Annotated in this window: 18 protein-coding genes; 13 read left to right on the top strand and 5 right to left on the bottom strand. The window is 73.9% G+C overall.

Annotated features, from left to right (window positions below):
* Positions 1 to 6: 6 nt before the first annotated feature.
* Positions 7 to 489, bottom strand: coding sequence for a cation:proton antiporter regulatory subunit (locus ACBI99_RS43235; protein ID WP_219513852.1), 483 nt, complete (start codon positions 487 to 489; stop codon positions 7 to 9).
* A 229-nt stretch (positions 490 to 718) separates the two neighbouring features.
* Between ACBI99_RS43235 and ACBI99_RS43230 the strand changes: the two genes are divergently transcribed.
* From ACBI99_RS43230 to ACBI99_RS43215, 4 genes are all read left to right on the top strand, one after another.
* A complete protein-coding gene (locus ACBI99_RS43230; RefSeq protein ID WP_375075112.1) occupies positions 719 to 1381 on the top strand; it encodes a response regulator in 663 nt (220 codons plus the stop codon).
* A gap of 71 nt (positions 1382 to 1452) precedes the next feature.
* On the top strand, positions 1453 to 1848 hold the full coding sequence (locus tag ACBI99_RS43225) for an ATP-binding protein (protein WP_375075111.1): 396 nt from the start codon (positions 1453 to 1455) through the stop codon (positions 1846 to 1848).
* Positions 1849 to 1876: 28 nt separating this feature from the next.
* Entirely contained in the window at positions 1877 to 2917 is a 1041-nt protein-coding gene (locus ACBI99_RS43220) for a PAS domain S-box protein (RefSeq protein ID WP_375075110.1), read from the top strand.
* Complete coding sequence (locus tag ACBI99_RS43215) at positions 2914 to 3285, top strand: response regulator transcription factor (RefSeq protein ID WP_375075109.1); 372 nt, start codon at positions 2914 to 2916, stop codon at positions 3283 to 3285. The genes ACBI99_RS43220 and ACBI99_RS43215 overlap by 4 nt, the downstream gene beginning before the upstream one ends.
* A 13-nt stretch (positions 3286 to 3298) precedes the next feature.
* On the opposite strand, the gene ACBI99_RS43210 is transcribed toward ACBI99_RS43215, so the two are convergent.
* Complete coding sequence (locus tag ACBI99_RS43210; RefSeq protein ID WP_375075108.1) at positions 3299 to 5602, bottom strand: phosphoketolase; 2304 nt, start codon at positions 5600 to 5602, stop codon at positions 3299 to 3301.
* A gap of 91 nt (positions 5603 to 5693) precedes the next feature.
* Here ACBI99_RS43210 and ACBI99_RS43205 point away from each other — a divergent pair, with 91 nt between their 5' ends.
* The 4 genes from ACBI99_RS43205 (at position 5694) to ACBI99_RS43190 (ending at position 10212) form a co-directional block, all read left to right on the top strand.
* Entirely contained in the window at positions 5694 to 7397 is a 1704-nt protein-coding gene (locus ACBI99_RS43205; RefSeq protein ID WP_375075107.1) for an IlvD/Edd family dehydratase, read from the top strand.
* 135 nt (positions 7398 to 7532) lie between these two features.
* The gene (pgi, locus tag ACBI99_RS43200; RefSeq protein ID WP_375075106.1) at positions 7533 to 9164 is read left to right on the top strand and encodes a glucose-6-phosphate isomerase; all 1632 of its coding nucleotides are present in this window, start codon (positions 7533 to 7535) and stop codon (positions 9162 to 9164) included.
* Between the two features lie 47 nt (positions 9165 to 9211).
* Positions 9212 to 9556, top strand: a complete 345-nt coding sequence (locus ACBI99_RS43195; RefSeq protein WP_219518865.1) for a spore germination protein GerW family protein — start codon at positions 9212 to 9214, stop codon at positions 9554 to 9556.
* A gap of 20 nt (positions 9557 to 9576) precedes the next feature.
* Positions 9577 to 10212, top strand: coding sequence for a LysE family translocator (locus ACBI99_RS43190; RefSeq protein ID WP_219518867.1), 636 nt, complete (start codon positions 9577 to 9579; stop codon positions 10210 to 10212).
* Positions 10213 to 10305: 93 nt separating this feature from the next.
* Here ACBI99_RS43190 and ACBI99_RS43185 read toward each other — a convergent pair whose 3' ends face one another.
* The 3 genes from ACBI99_RS43185 to ACBI99_RS43175 form a co-directional block, all read right to left on the bottom strand.
* The gene (locus tag ACBI99_RS43185) at positions 10306 to 11028 is read right to left on the bottom strand and encodes a VIT1/CCC1 transporter family protein (RefSeq protein ID WP_219518870.1); all 723 of its coding nucleotides are present in this window, start codon (positions 11026 to 11028) and stop codon (positions 10306 to 10308) included.
* A 157-nt stretch (positions 11029 to 11185) separates the two neighbouring features.
* A complete protein-coding gene (gene merB / locus ACBI99_RS43180; protein ID WP_357588422.1) occupies positions 11186 to 11881 on the bottom strand; it encodes an organomercurial lyase in 696 nt (231 codons plus the stop codon).
* A 42-nt stretch (positions 11882 to 11923) separates the two neighbouring features.
* Positions 11924 to 12574: a hypothetical protein gene (locus ACBI99_RS43175; protein WP_246646974.1), complete on the bottom strand. Its 651-nt coding sequence runs from the start codon at positions 12572 to 12574 to the stop codon at positions 11924 to 11926.
* 158 nt (positions 12575 to 12732) lie between these two features.
* On the opposite strand from ACBI99_RS43175, the gene ACBI99_RS43170 reads away from it, so the two are divergent.
* The 5 genes from ACBI99_RS43170 (at position 12733) to ACBI99_RS43150 (ending at position 22044) form a co-directional block, all read left to right on the top strand.
* On the top strand, positions 12733 to 13809 hold the full coding sequence (locus tag ACBI99_RS43170) for a Clp protease N-terminal domain-containing protein (protein ID WP_375075105.1): 1077 nt from the start codon (positions 12733 to 12735) through the stop codon (positions 13807 to 13809).
* A 228-nt stretch (positions 13810 to 14037) separates the two neighbouring features.
* A complete protein-coding gene (locus ACBI99_RS43165) occupies positions 14038 to 16137 on the top strand; it encodes a hypothetical protein (RefSeq protein WP_219518982.1) in 2100 nt (699 codons plus the stop codon).
* A 62-nt stretch (positions 16138 to 16199) separates the two neighbouring features.
* The gene (locus tag ACBI99_RS43160) at positions 16200 to 19589 is read left to right on the top strand and encodes a phosphodiester glycosidase family protein (protein ID WP_357588416.1); all 3390 of its coding nucleotides are present in this window, start codon (positions 16200 to 16202) and stop codon (positions 19587 to 19589) included.
* Between the two features lie 146 nt (positions 19590 to 19735).
* Positions 19736 to 20863 carry an amidohydrolase family protein gene (locus ACBI99_RS43155; protein ID WP_375075104.1) on the top strand — a complete coding sequence of 376 codons (1128 nt, stop codon included), beginning with the start codon at positions 19736 to 19738 and terminating at the stop codon, positions 20861 to 20863.
* A complete protein-coding gene (locus ACBI99_RS43150; protein WP_308126247.1) occupies positions 20860 to 22044 on the top strand; it encodes a M20 family metallopeptidase in 1185 nt (394 codons plus the stop codon). The genes ACBI99_RS43155 and ACBI99_RS43150 overlap by 4 nt, the downstream gene beginning before the upstream one ends.
* Positions 22045 to 22050 lie beyond the last annotated feature (6 nt).

Below are 22050 nucleotides of genomic sequence, written 5' to 3'. Positions count from 1 at the left end.
CGGCCCTTAACCTTCGGCCAGGATGTCGGCGACTTCGGACGTGCTGTCGGCGGTGCCCACCACGACGACGATGTCGCCGGCCGCGAACACGAAACCGGGGCCCGGGCTGGCGACCACGTTCCCGTTGCGCACCACCGCCACGATGGAGGCGTTGGTGCGGGTCCGGACGCGGGCGTCGCCCATCGGGCGGTCGGCGTACGGGGAGCCCGGCGGGATCACGAGCTGGAGGCTGACCAGCCCCTCGACCTCCTGATGCGCCTGGTTGAGCCGCTGCACGATGCGGGGGGCGCCGAGGAGCTCGACCAGGGCGTCGGCCTCCTCGTCGTTCAGCTTGACGACCTCGCAGGCGCGGTCGGGGTCCTCGCGGTCGTAGATCACCAGGTCGCGGCGGCCGGTGCGGTGCGAGACGACACCGACGCGTTTGCCGGACTGGGTGGTGAAATCATGGCGCAGCCCGATCCCGGGCAGTGCCGTCTGCTCGACCTCCACCGGTCTATCCCACCCATCAAGTCCGGAAATATCCCGAATACCCTACCAATGCTCGCCGCCGGGTTTGTCCATACAGAAGACCTCTTCAGGGGACAACAGGCTCCCCTCACGGCCACAGACCGAGCCCGGTTCGGTCGCCCCCGGACGCAGGCAGGGGTCTCGCGGGCCTCCGGCGGGATCGCGGACAATGGACGGGCCCGGTGACCGGCCCTCAGCGAACGGAGCCCGCATGACGCAGTTACCGCGCCCCCCGGCGACCGGCCCGATCCGGCTGATGCTGGTGGAGGACCACGACATGGTGGCCGAGGCGCTGGGCGCTGCGCTGGGCGAGGCGGCGGGCATCGACCTGGTGGCCACGGCCGCGACCGTGGCGGCGGCGGTGGCCGGCGCCGGGAGGTGGCGCCCCGACGTGGTGGTGCTGGACCGGCGGCTGCCCGACGGCGACGGCGTCGCGGCGATCGGCCGCATCCGGGAGGCGGCGCCGGGCGCGCGCGTGCTGGTGCTGACGGCCGAGGCGTCGGCGGACGTGGCCGCGCGGGTGGTGGAGGCCGGGGGAGCGGGCCTGGTGGTGAAGACGTCGCCGCTGCGGGAGCTGGAGTCGGCGGTCCGCGAGGTGGCGGCGGGCGGCGTGGTGTTCGGGCCGGCGGTGCTGCCCGGGGTGCTCGACCGGCTGGCGGGCCGGGACCGCGGCCCGGGCGGGACGCTCACCGGGCGCGAACGCGAGACGCTGCTCCTGCTCGCCGACGGGGTGAGCACCGAGCAGATGAGCAGGCGGCTCGGGGTGGCGCGCAACACGGTGCGCAACCACGTGCAGCACGTCCTGGAGAAGCTGGGGGCCCGCTCGAAGCTGGAGGCGGTGGCGATCGCCCGCCGCGAGGGCCTGCTCGACTGATGCGTTTGCACCAGGCGGACCGGGGCGGATGCGTCTCGTGATCGACGGGCACGCTGCCCGACAGTAAAGGCATGGGCACGGAGGTCGGGCCGTTCAGGCTGGAGCACCGCCTGGCCGAGGAGATGGGCAGCATCACGGCGGCCCGGCGGATCGCCCGCGACGCCATGGACGCCTGGGACTACCACGGCTCCCGCGACGACGTGCTGCTGGTGGTGTCGGAGCTGGTCACCAACGCGCTGCGGCACGGCTCGGGCGAGCCGGTGCTGCGCATCACCGGCGGCTCGTGGCACGTGCGCGTCGAGGTCGGCGACGACGCGGAGCGGCTGCCGGAGGCGCGCATGCCCGGACCGGCCGACGGCTGGGGCCTGCACGTCATCGGCGAGCTGTGCACCCGCTGGGGCGTCACGCCGCACACGGGCGGGAAGGTGGTCTGGTGCGAGCTGACAGCCGGGGAGCGGGCGGTGTGACGAGCGCGCGGCTGTGCGAAGCTGCGGTATGCCCGAGCAGAGCGACCTGGAGCTGCTGGTCCAGAACGTCGTCGACTACGCGATCTTCATGCTGGACCCGCGCGGACACATCGTGAGCTGGAACGCCGGCGCCGAGCGCATCAAGGGGTGGACCGCCGGCGAGATCGTCGGCCGCCACTTCTCGGCGCTCTACCCGCCCGCCGACGTGGCGGCGGGCAAACCGGCGCGCGAGCTGGAGGTGGCCGTCGCGGAGGGCCGGCTGGAGGACGAGGGCTGGCGCGTCCGCAGGGACGGCACCCGGTTCTGGGCGAACGTGATCATCACCGCGCTGCGCGACGACCAGGGGCGGCTGCGCGGGTTCGGCAAGGTGACGCGCGACCTGACCGAGCGGCGCGCGGTCGAGCGGGCGCTGGACGAGCGCGGCAGGCTGCTGGCGCACCTGGTCCACGCGCAGGAGATGGAGCGCAGGCGCATCGCCTGGGACGTGCACGACGACACGATCCAGTCCATGGTGGCGGTCGGCATGCGGCTGCAACTGCTGGCCACGCGGCTGACGGGCGAGCACCAGGCGGCGGTGACGCGGCTCAACGACACGGTCGACGCCGCCGTGGGCCGGCTGCGCAACCTCACCTTCCGGCTGCACCCGCCGGGCATCGACAGCACCGGCCTGGTCGAGGGGCTGACCCGCTACCTGGACCAGGTGGTGTCGGGCGACGGGCTCACCTACGAGCTGACCCACGACCTGGCGGCCGAGCCGCCGCCGGAGACGTCGATCACGATCTTCCGCATCTGCCAGGAGGCGCTGACGAACGTCCGCAAGCACGCCCGCGCCCGCGCGGTGACGGTCCGGCTGGCCTCGGCCGAGCAGGGCGTGCACGTCTGGGTGAACGACGACGGCCACGGCTTCGAGCACGCCGGGGAGAACGACCCCGAACCCGGCCATTTCGGGCTGATCGAGATGCGGGAGCGCGCCGAGATCGCGGGCGGCTGGTGCGCCGTGCGCGGCAACCCGGGAGAGGGGGCGACGGTCGAGTTCTGGGTGCCCGCCGTCTCCCGGGGCGAGCCGTGAGCGACCCGGTCACGGTGCTGGTCGCCGATGACGAGCCGCTGATCAGGGAGGTGCTGGCCGAGGTGCTGGAGGCCGAGCCGGGACTGACCGTGGTGGCGGTGGCGGCCGACGCGGGCGAGGCGGCCGAGCTGGCGGAGCTGCACCGGCCGGCGGTGGCGGTCCTGGACGTGCGGATGCCCGGCGGCGGCGCGTGGGCGGCCCGCGAGATCCGCCGCCGCTCGCCCGCCACCTGCGTCGTGGCGTTCTCCGCCTACGGCGACTCCGCCTCGGTGGACGAGATGCGCCAGGCGGGCGTGACCACGTACCTGCTCAAGGGCCTGCCCAACACGGCCATCGTGGCGGCGGTGCGCCGGGCCGCCGCCGGCTGAACCCGCACGGCACTCAGGACATGGACGTGTCCGGCCAGGTCCACGAGCTGATCGCGGGGGCGTCCTCGCCGTGCAGCCGGGTGTGGGCGCGGGCCTGGAGGCGGGCGTCGGCCATCCGCTGGCGCAGGTGGGCGGCCCGGGCGCCGAGGCCGGGGACCCGGTCGACGACGTCCATGACCAGGTGGAAGCGGTCGATGTCGTTGAGCATCGCCATGTCGAACGGCGTGGTCGTGGTGCCCTCCTCCTTGTAGCCGCGCACGTGCAGGTTGGCGTGGCCGTGGCGGCGGTAGGTGAGCTGGTGGATCAGCGTCGGGTAGCCGTGGAAGTCGAAGATGATCGGCCTGTCCGTGGTGAACAGCGTGTCGAACTCGGCGTCGGACATGCCGTGCGGGTGCTCCGACGACGGCTGCAGCCGCATGAGGTCCACCACGTTGACGACCCGCACCTTCAGATCCGGCAGCTCCTCGCGCAGGATCGCGGCCGCCGCCAGCGTCTCCAGCGTGGGCACGTCGCCGGCGCAGGCGAGCACCACGTCGGGCTCGGCGCCCGCGTCGCTGGAGGCCCACGGCAGGATGCCCAGGCCGCGCGTGCAGTGGGCGATCGCCTCGTCCATGGTGAACAGGTCGAGCACCGGCTGCTTGCCCGCCACGATCACGTTCACGTAGTCGCGCGAGCGCAGGCAGTGGTCGGCCACCGACAGCAGCGTGTTGGCGTCCGGCGGCAGGTAGACGCGCACGACCGACGCCTTCTTGTTGACCACCACGTCCAGGAAGCCCGGGTCCTGGTGGCTGAAGCCGTTGTGGTCCTGCCGCCACACGTGCGACGACAGCAGGTACGTCAGCGACGCCACCGGCCGCCGCCAGGGGATCTTCTGCGACGACTCCAGCCACTTGGCGTGCTGGTTGAACATCGAGTCCACGATGTGGATGAACGCCTCGTAGCAGTTGAACAGCCCGTGCCTGCCGGTCAGCAGGTAGCCCTCCAGCCAGCCCTGGCACAGGTGCTCGCTCAGCACCTCCATCACCCGGCCGCCGGGCGCCAGGTGCTCGTCGGTGGGCAGCCGCTCGGCGTTCCAGGCCCGGTCGGTGGCGTCGAAGACGGCGCTGAGCCGGTTGGAGGCGGTCTCGTCCGGGCCCATCAGCCGGAACGTGCGCGGATTGTCCCTGATGACCTCGCGCAGCAGCGTGCCGAGGACCTTGGTCGGCTCGCTCGCCTGCGTCGCCGGTGACTTGACCTCGACGGCGAACCTGCGGAAGTCGGGCAGCCGCAGCGGCGACAGCAGCTCGCCGCCGTTGGCGTGCGGGTTGGCGCTCATCCGGCGCCCGCCCTCCGGGACCGTGCCGAGCACGCCCGCGACCGGCCGCCCGCCGGTGTCGAACAGCTCCTCCGGCCGGTAGGAGCGCATCCACTCCTCCAGCATCGCCAGGTGCTCGGCGTTGTCGCGCACCGCCGCCAGCGGCACCTGGTGGGCGCGCCAGGTGCCCTCCACCGGCAGCCCGTCGACCTCGCGCGGGCCCGTCCAGCCCTTCGGCGTGCGCAGCACGATCATCGGCAGCCTGCGGTCCGCGCCCTCCCGGTAGGCGGCGATCTCCTCGAACGCCTGGTCCAGGGTGGCCGCCATCTCGCCGTGGTCCGGGCCCACGACGTGCGGGCGGTACCCGTACCCCTCCAGGAGTTTGCGCAGGTCGGCCTCCGGGATGCGGGCCAGCAGCGTCGGGTTGGCGATCTTGTAGCCGTTCAGGTGGAGGATCGGCAGCACGACGCCGTCACGCTCGTGGTCCAGCAGCTTGTTGGAGTGCCAGCTCGCGGCGAGAGGGCCCGTCTCGGCCTCGCCGTCGCCGATGACGCACGCCACCACCAGGTCCGGGTTGTCGAACGCGGCCCCGTAGGCGTGCGCCAGCGCGTAGCCGAGCTCGCCGCCCTCGTGGATGGACCCCGGCGTCTCCGGCGCCACGTGGCTGGGCACCCCGCCGGGGAAGGAGAACTGCCGGAACAGCCGCCGCATCCCCTCCGCGTCCCGCGTGACGTCCGGGTAGCGCTCGGTGTAGGAGCCCTCCAGCCACGCGTGCGCCACCGCCGCCGGGCCGCCGTGGCCGGGACCGGCGATGTAGATCATGTCCTGGTCCCGCTCCCGGATCACCCGGTTCAGGTGGGCGAAGCAGAAGTTCAGGCCCGGCGTCGTGCCCCAGTGGCCGAGCAGGCGCGGCTTGATGTGCTCGGGCCGCAGCGGCTCGCTCAGCAGCGGGTTGTCCAGCAGGTAGATCTGGCCGACCGACAGGTAGTTGGCCGCGCGCCAGTATGCGTCGACATGGTCCATGCCGTGCCCCCTGCCCCGGCGGGCCGGGACGTAAGCGGCGGGCCGCGAGCGGGTACGGGACCGGAGCCGGACGCTCGGCTACAGTGCCGGCATGGCGCTGAGAAGCTCACGGTGGTATTCGGGCGACGACAGGAACTCCTACATCCACCGGGCCTGGATGCGCAGAGGCTTACCGCGCGAGGCCTTCGACGGCGAGCGGCCGCACATCGCCATCGCCAACACCGCCTCCGACCTGACCCCCTGCAACTCCCACCTCGGCGAGGTGGCCCGCAGCGTCTCCGACGGCGTCTGGGCCGCCGGCGGCGTCCCGCTCAACCTGCCCGTGATGTCACTCGGCGAGACGAACGTCCGCCCCACCGCCATGCTCTGGCGCAACCTGGCCGCCATGTCCGTCGAGGAGATGCTGCGCGCCAACCCGATCGACGGCGTCGTGCTCCTCGGCGGCTGCGACAAGACGATCCCGTCGCTCCTCATGGCCGCCTCCTCGGTCGACCTGCCGGCCGTCGTCATGCCCGGCGGGCCGATGCTCACCGGCCACTTCCGCGGCGTCCCGCTCGGCTGCGGCACCGACGTGTGGCGGCTCAGCGAGGAGGTGCGCGCCGGCACGCTGTCGCGCGAGGCGTTCCTCGACTCCGAATCCTCCATGATCCGCAGCCGGGGCCACTGCAACACGATGGGCACCGCCTCCACCATGGCCTGCATGGCCGAGGCGCTCGGCATGACGATCCCCGGCACCGCCGGCATCCCCGCCGCCGACAGCCGCCTGCTCGAACGCTCCCACGAGACCGGCCGCCTGGCCGTCGGCCTGGTCCGCGAGGGACGCCGGCCGAGCGACGTCATGACGCGCGGCGCGTTCCTCAACGCGATCGTCACGCTCGCCGCCATCGGCGGCTCCACCAACGCCGTCATCCACCTGCTGGCCATCGCCGGCCGCCTCGGCGTCGAGCTGGACCTCGACGACTTCGACCGCACCGGGTCGGGCGTGCCGCTGCTGGCCGACCTGCAGCCCGCCGGACGCCACCTCATGGACGACCTCTACCGGGCGGGCGGGCTGCGCGCCCTCCTCAAGGAGGTCGCCGACCTGCTCCACGACGAGCCCACCGTCACCGGCGCGCCGCTGTCCGCCTGCCTGGACGACGCCCGCATCTGGGACGAGACCGTCATCAGGCGGCGCGCCGACCCGCTCCTGCCCGACGCCGGCATCGCCGTGCTGCGCGGCAACCTGGCGCCGTCGGGCGCCGTCATCAAGCCCGCCGCCGCCTCGCCCGAGCTGCTGCGCCACCGCGGCCGCGCCGTCGTCTTCGACAGCGTCGAGGACGTCCACGCCCGGCTCGACTCGCCCGACCTGGACGTGGACGAGACCTCCGTGCTGGTGCTGCGCGGCTGCGGCCCCAAGGGCTACCCCGGCATGCCCGAGGTCGGCAACCTGCCGCTGCCCGCCAAGCTGCTGGCCAAGGGCGTGCGCGACATGGTCCGCGTCAGCGACGCCCGGATGAGCGGCACCGCCTACGGCACCGTCGTGCTGCACGCCTCGCCCGAGGCCGCCGCCGGCGGGCCGCTGGCCCGGGTCCGCACCGGCGACCCGATCGTGCTCGACGTGGCCGCCCGGCGGCTCGACGTCGACATCCCCGACGCCGAGCTGAACTCCAGGCCGCCCGTCGCCGACGGCCACGCCAGGCCCGCCCGCGGCTGGGAACGCCTCTACATCGACCACGTGAACCAGGCCCACCAGGGCGCCGACCTGGACTTCCTGCGCGGGTCGAGCGGCGACGCCGTGGGCCGCGATTCCCACTGACCGGCAAACCGGCCGGCAAAGAGTCCGCTCCGCCATGCGCGGAATGAGGACCGGGGGGTACGGGGTTGCGGGACGATGTGACCGGCCGGCGGTGATCGGCCGGATGAGATCGGATTGACGGTGCCAGGAGGAAACGTGAGCGGCGACATCACCCGGAGCCAGGAGTGGGCGGCCCTGGAGAAGCATCATGAGGAGCTGGCGGGCAGGCATCTGCGCGAGCTGTTCGCGGACGATCCCGGCCGGGCCGCCCGCATGACGGTGACCGCCGGCGACCTCTACCTCGACTACGCCAAGCACCGTGCCACCGAGGAGACCATCGGCCTGCTGGTGCGCCTGGCCGAGCGGGCCGGGCTGCGTGAGCGTGTCGAGGCGATGTTCACCGGTGAGCACATCAACGTCAGCGAGGACCGCGCCGTGCTGCACACCGCGCTGCGCGCCCCCGCCGGGGACAAACTGGTCGTGGACGGCCAGGACGTGACAGGCGACGTGCACGCGGTGCTCGACCGGATGAGCGAGTTCGCCGGCCGGGTCCGGTCCCAGGAGTGGCGCGGCGCCACCGGGCAGCCCATCACCACCGTGGTCAACATCGGCATCGGCGGCTCCGACCTGGGCCCGGCGATGGCCTACGAGGCGCTGCGCGACTACGCCGACGCCGGCATCGAGGCCCGGTTCGTCTCCAACGTCGACCCGGCCGACATCTCGGGCAACCTGCGCGGCCTCGACCCGGCCACGACGCTGTTCGTGGTCAGCTCCAAGACCTTCACCACCCTGGAGACGCTCACCAACGCCAAGGTGGCCCGCGACTGGCTGGTGGGCGCGCTCGGCGAGCACGCCGTCTCCCGCCACTTCGTCGCCGTCTCCACCAACGCCGCCAAGGTCGCCGAGTTCGGCATCGACACCGGCAACATGTTCGGCTTCTGGGACTGGGTCGGCGGACGCTACTCCTACGACGGCGCCATCGGCCTCTCCCTCATGATCGCGATCGGGGCCGACCGGTTCCGCGAGATGCTGGCCGGTTTCCACGCCATCGACCGCCACTTCCGCACCGCCCCGTTCGAGGCCAACATGCCGGTGCTGCTCGGCCTCCTCGGGGTGTGGTACACCGACTTCTTCGGCGCCCAGACGCGCGCCGTGCTGCCCTACAGCCAGCGGCTGCACCGCTTCCCCGCCTACCTGCAGCAGCTCACGATGGAGTCCAACGGCAAGTCGGTGCGCGCCGACGGCACCCCCGTCACCGTCGACACCGGCGAGATCTTCTGGGGCGAGCCCGGCACCAACGGCCAGCACGCCTTCTACCAGCTCCTGCACCAGGGCACCCGGCTCGTCCCGGCCGACTTCATCGGCTTCGCCGAGCCGTACGAGGACCACGAGGGCATGCACGACCTGCTCACCGCCAACCTGCTGGCGCAGACCTCGGCGCTGGCGTTCGGCAAGACCGCCGAGGAGATCGCCGCCGAGGGCACCGCGCCCGAGGTCGTGCCGCACAAGGTGATGCCGGGCAACCGGCCCACCTCCACCATCCTGGCGCCCAAGCTGACGCCCTCCACGCTCGGCCAGCTCGTCGCCCTCTACGAGCACGCCGTGTTCGTCGAGGGCACGATCTGGGGCGTCGACTCCTTCGACCAGTGGGGCGTCGAGCTGGGCAAGAAGATGGCGCTCGACCTGGCGCCCGCGCTCACCTCCGCCGAGCCGCCCGCCGAGTTCCCCGACCCGTCGACCGAGCTGCTCGTGCGCCGCTACCGCGAGCTGCGCGGACGGCGCGTCTGACCCCGAGGGCGCTGGCGCCCGGGCCGTCGCGGGGAGAGCATGGCCGCATGGACATCATGCGACTGGTGGATCAGGCCAAGGACGCCGCGACGGTCGGGCGCGTGTTCGGCGAGCCCGTCGAGCGCGACGGCGTGACGATCATCCCGGTCGCCCGGGTCGCCCACGGCGGCGGGGGCGGCCAGGGCACCGGCGGGCAGGGTGAGCAGGGCAGCGGCTCCGGCTACGGCGTCGCCGCAGCCCCGGCCGGCGTCTTCGTCGTCAAGGACGGCGACGTCCGCTGGCAGCCCGCCGTCGACGTCAACCGCATCGTGCTCGGCGGCCAGGCCGTCGCCGTCGTGCTGCTGCTGACGCTGCGCGCGATCCTCAAACGCCGGGGCCGCCGCAAGCGGTGATCGCCTCTACGCTGGGGGCCATGACCTCTCTGACGCAGATCGTGGCCTTCGGCGGCGTGGTGATGCTCGGCGCGATGTCGCCCGGCCCGGACTTCGCGGTCGTGGTGCGCCGCTCGGCGCTGTCGGGGCGCGGCCACGGCATGGCCGCCGCCGCGGGCATCTCCCTCGGCGTGTTCGTGTGGGTCGTCGCCGCCGCGACCGGCGTCGCCGCGCTGCTGGCCGCCTCGGCGGTGGCGTTCACCGTGGTCAAGGTCGTCGGCGCCGCCTACCTGCTCTACCTGGGCGCCAAGGCGCTGCGCGCGGCGGTCAAGGGCGGCGGCGGGCTCGCCCTCGACACGCCCGCCACGGGCGGCAGGGGGCCGTGGGCGGCCTTCGCCGAAGGGCTGCTCACCAACGTGCTCAACCCCAAGGCGGCGTTGTTCTTCGTCGCGCTGGTGCCGCAGTTCCTCTCCGCGGGGGCCTCGCTCGCCGACACGCTGCTGCTGTCGCTGATCGCGCTCGCCGGGACCGTGCTGTGGTTCCTCACCGTGGCCAACGTCGTCAGCGCGCTGCGCCGCGCGTTCGCCCGGCCCGCCGTCCGCCGCACGCTCGACGGCCTCACGGGCGCCGCGCTCGTCGCCCTCGGCGTCAACCTCGCCACCGCCGCCCGCCCCTGACCCCCTTCCCGGTACGGGGCGCGTACCGGGAACGGGGGCGGGGCGCGTACCGGGAACGGGGGCGGGGCGCGTACCGGCTCGGGCGTGGGCCGGTCAGGCGATGGTCACGCCCAGCAGGTGGCCCAGCCCGAACGTGACCGTGGCCGCGCCCACGCCGAGCGCGAGCTGGCGCAGGCCGCCCAGCCACCACGGGCGGGCCGTCATCACCGCCACCACCGCCCCGAACCCGAACAGCCCCAGCACGCTCAGCACCACGGCCAGCGTCAGCCCCGACGCCCCGAACAGGAACGGCGCCAGCGGCACCAGCGCGCCCAGCGCGAACGCGCCGAACGACGCGGCGGCGGCCAGGCGCGGCGACGGCAGGTCGTCCGGGTCCACGCCCAGCTCCTCCCGTACGTGCACGCGCAGCGCCTGCTCCGGGTCGGCCGACAGGCCCGCCGCCACCCGGTCGGCCAGCTCGGCGTCCAGGCCCCGCGAACGGTAGAGCGCGGCCAGCTCGGCCCGCTCGCCCTCCGGGTTCCTGGCCAGCTCCTGGCGCTCCACGGCGATCTCGGCGCGCATCAGCTCGGTCTGCGACTTCACCGACGTGTACTCGCCCGCCGCCATCGAGCACGCCCCGGCCACCAGCCCGGCGAACCCCGCCAGCACGGCCCCCCGCCCGGCCCCGGCGGCGCCCACCACTCCGGCGATCAACGCGAAGTTGGACACCAGGCCGTCCATGGCGCCGAACACCGCCGGCCGCAGCCAGCCGCCGGTCACGTCACGGTGGCTGTGGTGCTTCTCGGGCGAGTACGTCCGCTCCAGCTCAATAGTCATGACATTCCCTCCCATAAGACCAACTCGTCCGACATTTAGACATATGTCGGCATGATCCGCAACGAAGGGGAGGCTTGCCTGACCTGCGGTTCCACCCTTGGTCGGAACCGCTTCCCGAACGTGTTGACGAGAAAGGGCGCACGTCGGGGCAGGGGTCTCAGAGGCCCCAGAACGGGCCGTCCAGCCCGGCGGCGGCGAAGTGCGCGGCGGCCTCGGACGGCTCCCGGCGGGTGTAGCCGCGCTCCAGGCGGCCGTCGTACCAGCCCCGGGCCAGCCGCCACAGCGCCGGCACGTCCATCACGTAACCGCGCGGCAGCCCCGTACGCGCCAGCCATCCGTCCACGCAGCCCGCCGAGCAGAACAGCCGCTGGTTCGAGCACGTCCGCACGACGTCGTCCCACATGCGGGCCACCGGGACCAGGAAGTGCGCCACCTGCTCACCCGGGGGAGGCGCGGCGCGCCCCACCGACCAGGCGTGCGGCGTCCCGCATCCGGGGCACCGGGTGGCGACCAGCACCTCGGGCTCGTCCTTGAGCAGGTGCGGCACGGCGAACGCGTCCCACGCGCAGCCGCCCCACCACAGCGTCTCCCGGCCCATGACCGAGAACCCCAGCGGCACCGACGAGAACGGGTGCGCCATGACGATCGCGCCGCCCTGGCCCTGGCCTTCGCCCTCGTCGCTGTCGCCGTTGTCGCCCAGTACCAGTGCCCGGGCCCCGTGCAGCCGCCGCAACGCCCGCCGCACCTCGCCGGGCCCGGCGCCGGTGGTCGCGGCCAGCTCCTCGACTCCGGGGGCCCGCCCCGTACGGGCGAACCCGGCGTAGACGGCCACCCGCACGTCCTCGTCGTCCATCCCCACCCCCATCCAGAGGGTCAAGGGTACGGCCCGGTCCGCTCAGGACAGGGGGACCGGGAGAGGGTTCGTGACGGCCTGCCGGGCTTCCTTTTCCTGGATGAGGGCGGCGCAGTCGGCGATCGCCCCCGCCAGCAGGTCACGCAGCAGCGGGTCCGGGTCCGGGACGCACGCCTGGACGATGCCCACCACGGCGAGCTGGACCGCGTTGGGCGCGGCGTAGCGGCGGAAGCCCTTCTCGGTGATCCGCGCCGCCCGGCTGAACCTGCGCGCCTGCGCGGCGGCCTGCGGCACCTGCTCCATCGCCGCCCGGCTCCGTTCGCTCAGCCGCCCCGGCGGCCGGCCGTCGAGCCTGGCCAGCATCTCCTCGGCCGCCAGCACCGACACCGCCAGCGCGAGCTGCCGCTCGGCCGCCGCTACGGGCAGCGCCGTCGTGGCGCAGCGCAGCGCGATGTGGGCGTCCACCCGCAGGTCGTCGGAGGTCAGGCCGATGATCGACGGGACGAGCTCCACGAGCCGGCCGCGTTGCGCGTCGCCGATGTTGTCGTTGACCAGCCGGGCGAGGGCCGCCAGCAGCGGATGGGTGCAGGCGGGATGGTCGCTCCACCGCTCTCCGGCCAGGTAGGAGGCCAGCTCCATGAAGCAGGCGCCCCGCTTGGGGTTGCGATGCCTGCCTCGGGACAGAACCGGCATGTGATCAAGGTGGTTGTCCACGGGTGCTCCACTGTTTCGCGGGATCGCCGTCCTTTCAGTCTGCGCTCCCGGCCGCGGCAAAGCCAGTCTTCTCGAGCTCGGGGAGCATATAACCCGCGTGGGGTTATAGTGGGGGCATAGTCGAAGGAGGAGGTCGCGTGCCGAAGATCAACGTTTATCTGCCCGACGAGCTCGCGGAGGCCGTCAAGGAGGCGGGGGTGCCCGTGTCGGCCATCTGCCAGCGGGCGCTGGAGCAGGCGGTGCGCCGGGTGGCGGCGATCCGCGCCAGCGTCCCCGCGGACCTCGACCCGGACCGGCCGTCCGGGGCGCTCAGCCACCTCACCGCCCGCACCCGCACGGTCCTCAAACTCGCCGCCGACCTCGCCGCCGCCGGCCGCGCCCCCGCCGTGGGCACCGAGCACCTGCTCGCCGCCATGCTCGACGAGGGCACCAACCTCGCCCTGCACGTCCTGCGCGCCATGGACATCGACCCCGCCCACGCCCGCCCCCACCTCCCGGCCGCCCCAACCACGGAAGGCGCCTCCCGCCACCCCAGGGTTCCGACCCCGGAGGGCGCCGGCCGACGGCCCGACGGGACGGACCCCGAGGGCGCCGGCGCGCTCGCCTCCGGCGGATCGGACACCGAGGGGGCCGGTCCCCGAGCCTCCGGGGAGCCAGCTGCCGGGGGTGCGGCCCCCCGGCCGGCCGATGCGCCGTCTCCCGAAGGCGCCGCCCCGGAAGGCGCTGCCTCCGAAGGCGCTGCCTCCGAAGGCGCTGCCTCCGAAGGCGCTGCCTCCGGGGTGGCTTCCTCTGGGGAGCAGGGTGGGGGGCGGTTCAGTGGGGCGGCGGCCAACGCGCTGGAGTTCGCCGTGAACGAGGCCGCGTCGCTCGGGCACAACTACATCGGCTGCGAGCACCTCCTGCTCGGCCTGGTGAACGAGCCCGACGGGACGGCCGGGCAGGTGCTGCGCGGCCTGGGCGCGGAGCCGAGGCTGACCCGCCGGGCGGTGGTCGCCGCGCTGGCGGGCTACGTCCACCTGCGCGCCCAGGCCCAGCAGGCCCCCACGGCAGGCGGGCCTGCGGCAGGCGCCCCCGTGGCGGGTGCGCCCGCCAGCGGAACGCAGGACCCGGCGCAGATGCTGGCCGCCGTGATGCGGGACCAGTTGCAGCCCGTGATCCGGCGGCTGGAGCGCCTGGAGGAGCGGGCGGGCCTCACCCCGGACGCCTCGCCGTGACGATCGCCCGGGCCGCCGTGCTCACCGCGGCGGCCCTGATCGTCGCCGGGATCGTCGTGGCCGCCTTCCTGTGAGCCGCGCCCCGGGAGCCTGTGCCGCACCCAGTCCCGGGGCGTGAAAAGGATCACCTCCGCGGCTGCTCCCGTGCTAGGTTGCCTGCGTTCCATGACATGAGTGGCGCGGGGCGGCCCCGCCGCACTCCCTTCCTTCTCCGCATGGGGGCCAACGGTGAGGTGGGCGCTTTTCCTGCTGGTCGCTTCGACGTTGTGGTGGGCGGCGCCCGCCGTGGCGGCGACCGACGACGCCGCTCCCGGCCGGGTGGCCTTCATCGGGGTGCCGGGCCTGCACTGGGACGACGTCACCCCCGAGTCGGCCCCGAACCTGTGGCGGCTGGCCGGGCAGAGCGATCTCGGCTCGGTGTCGGTCAAGACCCTGGGCACCGTGGCGTGCCCGTACGACGGCTGGCTGACCGTCTCGGCGGGCGTGCGGTCGGCGTTCGGGCAGCGCTGCGGCCTGCCGCCGGAGCCGGAGCGGCGGGGTGAGGGCGCGGTGGTGCCGGGGTTCGCCGGCATCCTGGCCAAGCGTGACGGCGGCTACGTGGGCACGCTCGGCGCGGCCGTGCAGGCGGCGGGGGAGTGCACGACGGCGGTCGGCCGGGGCGCGGCGCTGGCGCTGGGCGACCGTGAGGGCCGCGTCGACGTGTACGCGCCCGACCCGGCCTCGCTGGCCGACTGGTCGCGCTGCAAGGTCGTCGCCGTGGACGTGGACGAGCTGATCAGGCCCTATCTCGGCGCCGACGGCAAGCTGTCGAGGGAGCCGGAGGCGATCACGCCGGAGGCGCGGCGCGCGGCGGTGCGGGCGGCGGACGCGGAGGTCGGCGCGGCGCTGGCCAAGCTGCCCGCCGGGACCCAGGTGGTGCTGGCCGGCAACGGCGACCACGGCTCGGTGCCGCACCTGCGCGTGGCCATGTGGAAGCACGACCAGGCGCGCGGGGCGATCCTCGGCACCAGCTCCACCCGGCGCGAGGACATCGTGATCCTCACCGACATCACGACGACGGTGCTGACCGCCGCCGGCATCCCGGTGCCGCCCACGGTCATCGGCATCGCCTGGACCCCCGGCGACGTCGCCGGGCGGGACGCGGGCGTGGAGCGGCTGCGGGAGGCCGACCTCAAGGCCACCACCGTACGGAGCGCGACCGGCGTGTTCTTCACCGTCTTCGCCACGATCACGGTGTTCTTCTATGCGATCGCCTACTTCGTGCTGTCGCGGCGCAGGCGGCCGGGGGCGATCGGCCCGGTGGCGCTCGGCCTGGCGGCGGTCCCCGTCTCGACGTACCTGGTCAACCTGGTGCCCTGGGTGCAGGGCACGTACCCGATCGTCCCGCTGGTCTGCGCGGTCGTGGCGATCGACCTGGCGATCGTGGGGCTGGCGGTGGGCGGGCCGTGGCGGCGCGACCCGCTGGGGCCGCCGGCGGTGGTGGCGACGTTCACCGGCCTGGTGCTCGTCGCCGACCTGCTGACCGGCACCTACCTGCAGTTCAACAGCCTCATGGGCTACACCGCCGTGGTCGGCGGGCGCTACTACGGGCTGGCCAACATCCCGTTCGCGCTGCTGGCGACGGGTGTGCTGATGACCACGGCGATGGCCGCCGACCGGCTGGTGCGGCGCGGGCACAGGCGGGCCGCGGTGTGGGTGGTGGCCGGGCTCGGCGTGGTCGCGATGCTGCTGGCGGGCTGGCCGGGCGTGGGCAGCGACTTCGGCGGCGTAATCGCGTTCGTGCCGGGCATCGCGGTGACCGCGCTGCTCGTGGCGGGCCGGAAGGTGTCGGTGGTGAAGCTCGGCGCGTTCTGCGTGCTGGGCGGCGTGGCCGTGTCGATCATCGCGGTGCTCGACCACCTGCGGCCCCCGGCCGCGCAGACGCACCTGGGCAGGTTCGTCGGACAGGTGATCGACGGCACGTTCTGGCCGATGATCATGCGCAAGCTCGGCGCCATGCTCAACACCATGCTCTCGCCCAACCTCATGCCGATCGTCATCGCCGGGCTGGCGTTCCTGGTCTTCGCGATCCTGCGGCCGGAGAAGATCAGCGCGGGCATCGTGCCGAGGGCGTTCGCGCGCACCCCGATGCTGCGGGCGGGGCTCATCGGCGCCCTGGTCAGCGGGGTCGTCGGCATGCTGGTCAACGACTCGGGCACGGCCGTGCTGTCGATGGCGGTGGCCACGGCGGTGCCGCTGGTGCTCTACGCGGGCATCAGGTCCGCCCCGCAGGAGGCCGGAGCCGGTGACGGGGCGCCCGATGAGCGGGTCGTCGCCGGCAAGATCTGAAATTTTCTTTTAGTTCACCCCCAAGTCTTGAAAGTTATATCCATGGGCGATTGAGTTCGGTCGTGCAGACCCTCCGTTATCTGGCCGCCGCGGCTCTGGTGTTAACCGCGGCGTCCCCCGCTCACGCCGAGCCCACACCCCCTGCAGAGGACGCGCTCACCGCGTCGTCCTATCCGCCGCCCTCCACGCTGATCGCCACCTCGGACGCCCCGGGCGGCAGGCTGGAGACGGACAAGAAGACCCGGCCCGTCGCGCCCGGCATCACCCTGACCTCCTTCGACACCTACGACGCGCTCGGCTGGCTGCGCGCCGACGCGCTCACCGCCGACCTCGGCGGCGGCGCGAAGGCCGGGTACGTGTACTCCGGCGAGGTGTCCAAGACCGAGCCGCTGTCCGGACCGGCCAAGCGCTCGCGCGCCGTCGCCGCCGTCAACGGCGACTTCTTCGACATCAACAACTCCGGCGCCGCCCAGGGCATCGGCGTCCAGAACGGCGAGCTCGTCCAGTCGCCGCGCGCCGGCCACGAGAACGCGGTCGCCGTCAGCGCCGACGGCGTCGGCCGGGTGCTCAAGATGTACTTCGAGGGCACCGCCACCCCCGAGGGCGGCGCGCCGGTCACGCTCACCCAGTTCAACCAGATCGTCCAGAACAACGGCGTCGGCCTGTTCACCCCGCTGTGGGGCTCCTACACCCGGGCCCGCGCCGTCGAGGGCGCCGCCTCGGTCACCGAGGTCGAGCTCAAGGACGGCGTGGTCGCGGCGGTGCGGCAGGAGGCCGGCAGCGGCCCCGTCACGGCCGGCACCACGATCCTGCTCGGCCGCGACGCCGGCGCGAGCGCCCTGGCCGCGCTCAAGCCGGGCGACCGGGTCGACGTGCGCTACCAGCCGAAGGCCTCCGACGGCGGCGCCGTCGAGTCGGCGGTCGGCGGCAACTACGTCCTGGTCAAGGACGGCGCCGTGCAGCACTCGTCCGACCAGTCGGCCCACCCGCGCACCGCGGTCGGCTTCTCCGCCGACGGCAGGAAGATGTACCTGCTCACGGTGGACGGCCGCCAGGCCGACAGCCGCGGCGTCACGCTGGACGAGCTGGCCGCCATGATGGCCGACCTCGGCGCCGCCGACGCGCTCAACCTCGACGGCGGCGGCTCCTCCACGCTGCTCGCCCGCGAGCCCGGCCAGGCCGACGTCCAGGTGGAGAACAGCCCCTCCGACGGCGGCGAGCGCCACGTGCCCAACGGCCTGGCCCTCTACGCGCCCGAGGGCAGCGGCAAGCTCAAGGGCTTCTGGCTGGAGACCGCCACCGACCCGGCCAGGGCGCCCGGCGCGGCCCCCGTCGCCGGTGGCCGCCCCGACCGCGTCTTCCCCGGGCTCACCCGGCGGCTGACCGCCGCCGGCTACGACGAGACGTACGGGCCCGCGTCCGGCACGCCGCTGTGGCGCTCCACCCCGGCCGTGCACGGCGTCGTACGCGACGGCAGGTTCCACGCCCTGGTGCCCGGCCAGGCGAAGGTCACCGCCTCGCGCGGCAAGGCCAAGGGCACCCTGGAGCTGACCGTGCTGCAGCCGCTGCGGCGGCTCGGCGCCACCGCCGACCGGGTCGGCCTGCCCGGCCAGGACGGCACCGCCGCGTTCGGCGTCGTCGGCTACGACCGCAACGGCAACAGCGCGCCCATCGAGCCGGCCGACCTCACGCTCGACTACGACCGCGGCCTGTTCGAGGTCACCGCGGCCGAGCAGGGCTACTTCACGGTCAAGGCCAAGCGGCCCACCGGGTCGGGGCTCATCACCGCCAAGGTCGGCAAGATCAGCACCGCGGTGCCGGTGACGGTCGGCTTCGAGGACCAGTCGGTGGCCGACTTCGAGAACGCCGCCTCGTGGAAGTTCGCCACCGCGCGCGCCACCGGCTCGCTGTCGGCCGCGCCCGGCCAGAGCGGCGGCGGGCTCAAGCTCGCCTACGACTTCACCCAGTCCACCGCCACACGCGCCGCGTACGCCAGCCCGCCCGAGCAGATCGTGGTGAACGGCCAGCCGCAGGCGTTCGGCCTGTGGATCCACTCCACCGGCAAGGGCGAGTGGCCCAGCCTGGAGTTCTACGACGCGGCCGGGCAGTCGCAGATCCTGCGCGGCCCGTACCTGACGTGGACGGGCTGGAGGTTCGTCGAGTTCGCGGTGCCGCCGGGCGTCAACTACCCGCTCAAGCTGCGGCGCTTCTACGTGGCCGAGACCAAGGCCGCGGCCTCGTACACCAACGAGATCCTGATCGACGGGCTGGTGGCGAAGGTGCCGCCGTCGGTCGAGGCGCCCGAGGTCCCGGCCGTGGCCGATCCGGTGGTGCGGCCGGAGGTCGGCGACATGCCGTGGCGGTTCGCGGTCATGTCGGACGCCCAGTTCGTCGCGCGTGATCCGGACAGCGACATCGTCCGCAACGCCCGGCGCACGCTGCGCGAGATCAAGGCGGCCAAGCCCGACTTCCTGGTGATCAACGGTGACCTGGTGGACGAGGCGTCGCCGGAGGACTTCGCGCTGGCCAAGCGCATCCTCGATGAGGAACTCGGCGGTGAGCTGAAATATCACTACATCCCGGGCAACCATGAGGTGATGGGCGGCAAGATCGACAACTTCCGGGCCGTCTTCGGCGACACGTACCGGACCTTCGACCACAAGGGCACCCGGTTCATCACGCTCGACACCTCCCGCCTCAACCTGCGCGGCGGCGGCTTCGAGCAGGTCGCGCTGCTGCGCTCGGAGCTCGACGAGGCCGCCCGCGACTCCTCGGTCGGCTCGGTGGCGGTGCTGTTCCACGTGCCGCCGCGCGACCCGACGCCCGGCAAGGGCAGCCAGCTCGGCGACCGCAAGGAGGCCGCGCTGGTCGAAGGCTGGCTGGCCGGCTTCCAGCGTGACACCGGCAAGGGCGCCGCGTTCATCGGCGCGCACGTCGGGACCTTCCACGCCTCCCGCGTGGACGCGGTGCCGTACTTCATCAACGGCAACTCCGGCAAGAACCCGGCCACCGCGCCCGGCGACGGCGGCTTCACCGGCTGGTCCCTGTGGGGCGTCGACCCGGTGACGGGCAAGGAGGCCGAGCACGTCAGGCGCAACTGGTTCGCCGACGCGCCCACGTGGATCGGCGCCCAGGTCAGGCCGCACGTCGACGAGCTCACGCTGAGCGCTCCGGCCACCGTCGCGGTCGGCGCGCCGGCCCCGGTGTCGGCGACGGTCAAGCAGGACGAGCGCGCGGTCCCGGCCGCCTACCCGGTGTCGGCGCGCTGGTCGGGCTCGCCGAACCTGCACGTCGGGCCCCGGCAGACGGCCAAGCCGTGGCACGTGGCCGTCCTCGACCCCGAGGCGGGCACGCTCACCGCGCTGCGGCCCGGGAACGTCACGGTCGCCGTGACGGTCAACGGCGTCACCCGGCAGGCAGGCGTCGCCCTGACCGCCAAGGCCGCCGCCTGACCGCCAAGGCCGCGGCTCTGACCGCCGAGGCCGCGGCCTGATCGCCCCCGAACGCCCCGCCCCTTCCCGGGCGGGGCGTTCGGGAGGCGATCTCGCGGGAACGGGGGGAGGATGCCGAAGTCCGACAACCGGGTAGGACCCTCCCAGTGACCGACCTGATCACCGCGCTGCGCGACCTGCCGCTGGTCGACCACCACGTGCACGGCGCCACCGGGCACGACCTGTCGCGCACCGCGTTCGAGGAGCTCATCACCGAGTCCGACCGGCCCGTGCCCTCCTGGATGACGCAGTTCGACTCCCAGCTCGGTCACGCGATCCTGCGCCACTGCGCGCCGCTGCTCGGGCTGGATCCGCACACCGCGCCCGAGGCGTACCTGGCCAGGCGCGCCCGGCTCGGCGCGGACGAGGTCAACCGCCGCCTGCTCGGCGCCTCCGGCGTCGGCCACTACCTGGTGGAGACCGGCTACCGGCCCGGCGAGATCCTCGGCCCGTCCGGCATGGCCGAGGCCACCGGCGCCCCGGTGGACGAGGTGGTCCGGCTGGAGGCCGTCGCCGAACAGGTCGCGGCCACCGGCGTCGACGCCGCCGGTTACGCAGGGCGCTTCGCCGAGACGCTGGCCGAGCGCACCCGCACCGCCCGGGCGGTCAAGACCGTCCTGGCCTACCGGCACGGCCTCGACGCCGACCCCGAGCCGCCGGCGGCCGCCGAGGTGACCGAGGCGGCCGGCCGCTGGCTGGCCGGGGGCGGCGCCCGGCTGGACGACCCGGTGCTGCTGCGCCACGCCGTCTGGGCCGGGATCGAGCGCGGCCTGCCGTTGCAGATCCACACCGGGCTCGGCGACCCCGATCTGGACCTGCGGCGTTCCGACCCGCTGCTGCTGCGCGGGCTGATCGAGCGGGCCGAGCCGTCCGGGGTGCCGCTGCTGCTCCTGCACTGCTACCCGTACCACCGCCAGGCCGGCTACCTCGCGCACGCGTACCCGAACGTCTACTTCGACGTCGGCCTGGGCCTGCACTACAGCGGCGCCACCTGCGCCGCGCTGGTGGCCGAGAGCCTGGAGGTGGCGCCGTTCGCCAAGCTGCTGTTCTCCTCCGACGCGTGGGGGCCGGCCGAGCTGCACTTCCTCGGCGCCGAGCTGTGGCGCCGGGCGATGGCCCGGGTGCTGGGCGGCTTCGTCGCCGAGGGGGAGTGGTCGGCGGCGCAGGCGGCGCGGGTGGCGGCGATGGTGGGCGCGGACAACGCCCGCCGCGTCTACGGCCTGGGGGCGCCGTGACCAGCCGCCGCGACGTCCTGCTGCGCGAGGTGCTCCGGCGCGAGCTGCACACGGCCGTGGAGCTGCGGCGCGAGCTGCACGCCGAGCCCCGGCTGTCCGGCAAGGAGGGCCCGACGCTCAAACGGGTGCTCGACGCGCTGCCCGGCGGCCAGGTGGAGCACGTCGCGGGCACCGGCGCGCTGCTGCGCGTGGGCGGCGCCGGACCGGCCGTCGGCGTGCGCGGCGAGCTGGACGGGCTGCCGATCGTCGAGCGGACCGGCGTGCCGTGGGCGTCGGTCAACGGCGCCATGCACGCCTGCGGCCACGACGTGCACCTGGCCGCCGTGGTCGCGCTCGCCCGCGCCGTCGACCGGGTGACGGACGTGCTCGGCCCCCGTGACGGCGGCGTCACGCCGCTCGTCGTCGTGCTCCAGCCGCGCGAGGAGAGCTACCCGTCCGGGGCCGCCGACATCGTCCGCTCCGGGGCGCTCGGCCGCCACCGGATCACCGCCATGATCGGCGCGCACGTGCAGCCGGTGCTGGACGACGGCGTCATCGCCTGCACGCCCGGCGCGGTCAACGCCTCCTCCGACGAGTTCCGGGTGACGGTCAGGGGCAAGGAGGGGCACGCCGCCTACCCGCACCTGGCCCGCGACCCCGTCGTGGCGATGGCGCAGGTCATCGTGGCCGCCCAGCAGCTCGTCAGCCGGGCCGCCGACCCGATGACGCCGACCGTGGTCACCTTCGGCACCGTGCACGCCGGCACCGCGCCCAACGCCATCCCCGGCGAGGCCGTCGCCCGGGGCACGCTCCGGTCGCTGTCGCAGCCCTGGCGCGAGACCCTGCACGAGCGCTTCGCCCAGATGGCCGCCGACGTGGCCAGGGCGCACGGCTGCGAAGCCGAGGTGACGGTCCTGCCCGGCGAGCCCGTCCTGGTCAACGACGCCTCCCTGGCCGTGCGGACCGGCGAGCTGCTGCGCGCGCGGGGCCGTACGGTCACCGCCGAGCTGCGCTCGTGCGGCGCGGACGACTTCGCCCAGTACGGGGCGCTGGTGCCGTCGCTGATGATGTTCGTCGGCGTCGACACCGAGACCGGCCTGCACACGCCCGGGTTCCTGCCGGACGACGCCAGCGTGGGCGCCGTCGCGGAGAGCATGCTGGCCGGCTACCTCGCCGCTGACGAAAGCACCGCCAGCCTCTAGGCTCGG

The sequence above is a fragment of the Nonomuraea sp. ATR24 genome (genome assembly GCF_041950485.1).
Taxonomy (GTDB): Bacteria; Actinomycetota; Actinomycetes; order Streptosporangiales; family Streptosporangiaceae; genus Nonomuraea; species Nonomuraea ceibae.
Note: the sequence above shows the minus strand (reverse complement) of the source record. Positions and strands in the feature narration are given on the sequence as shown.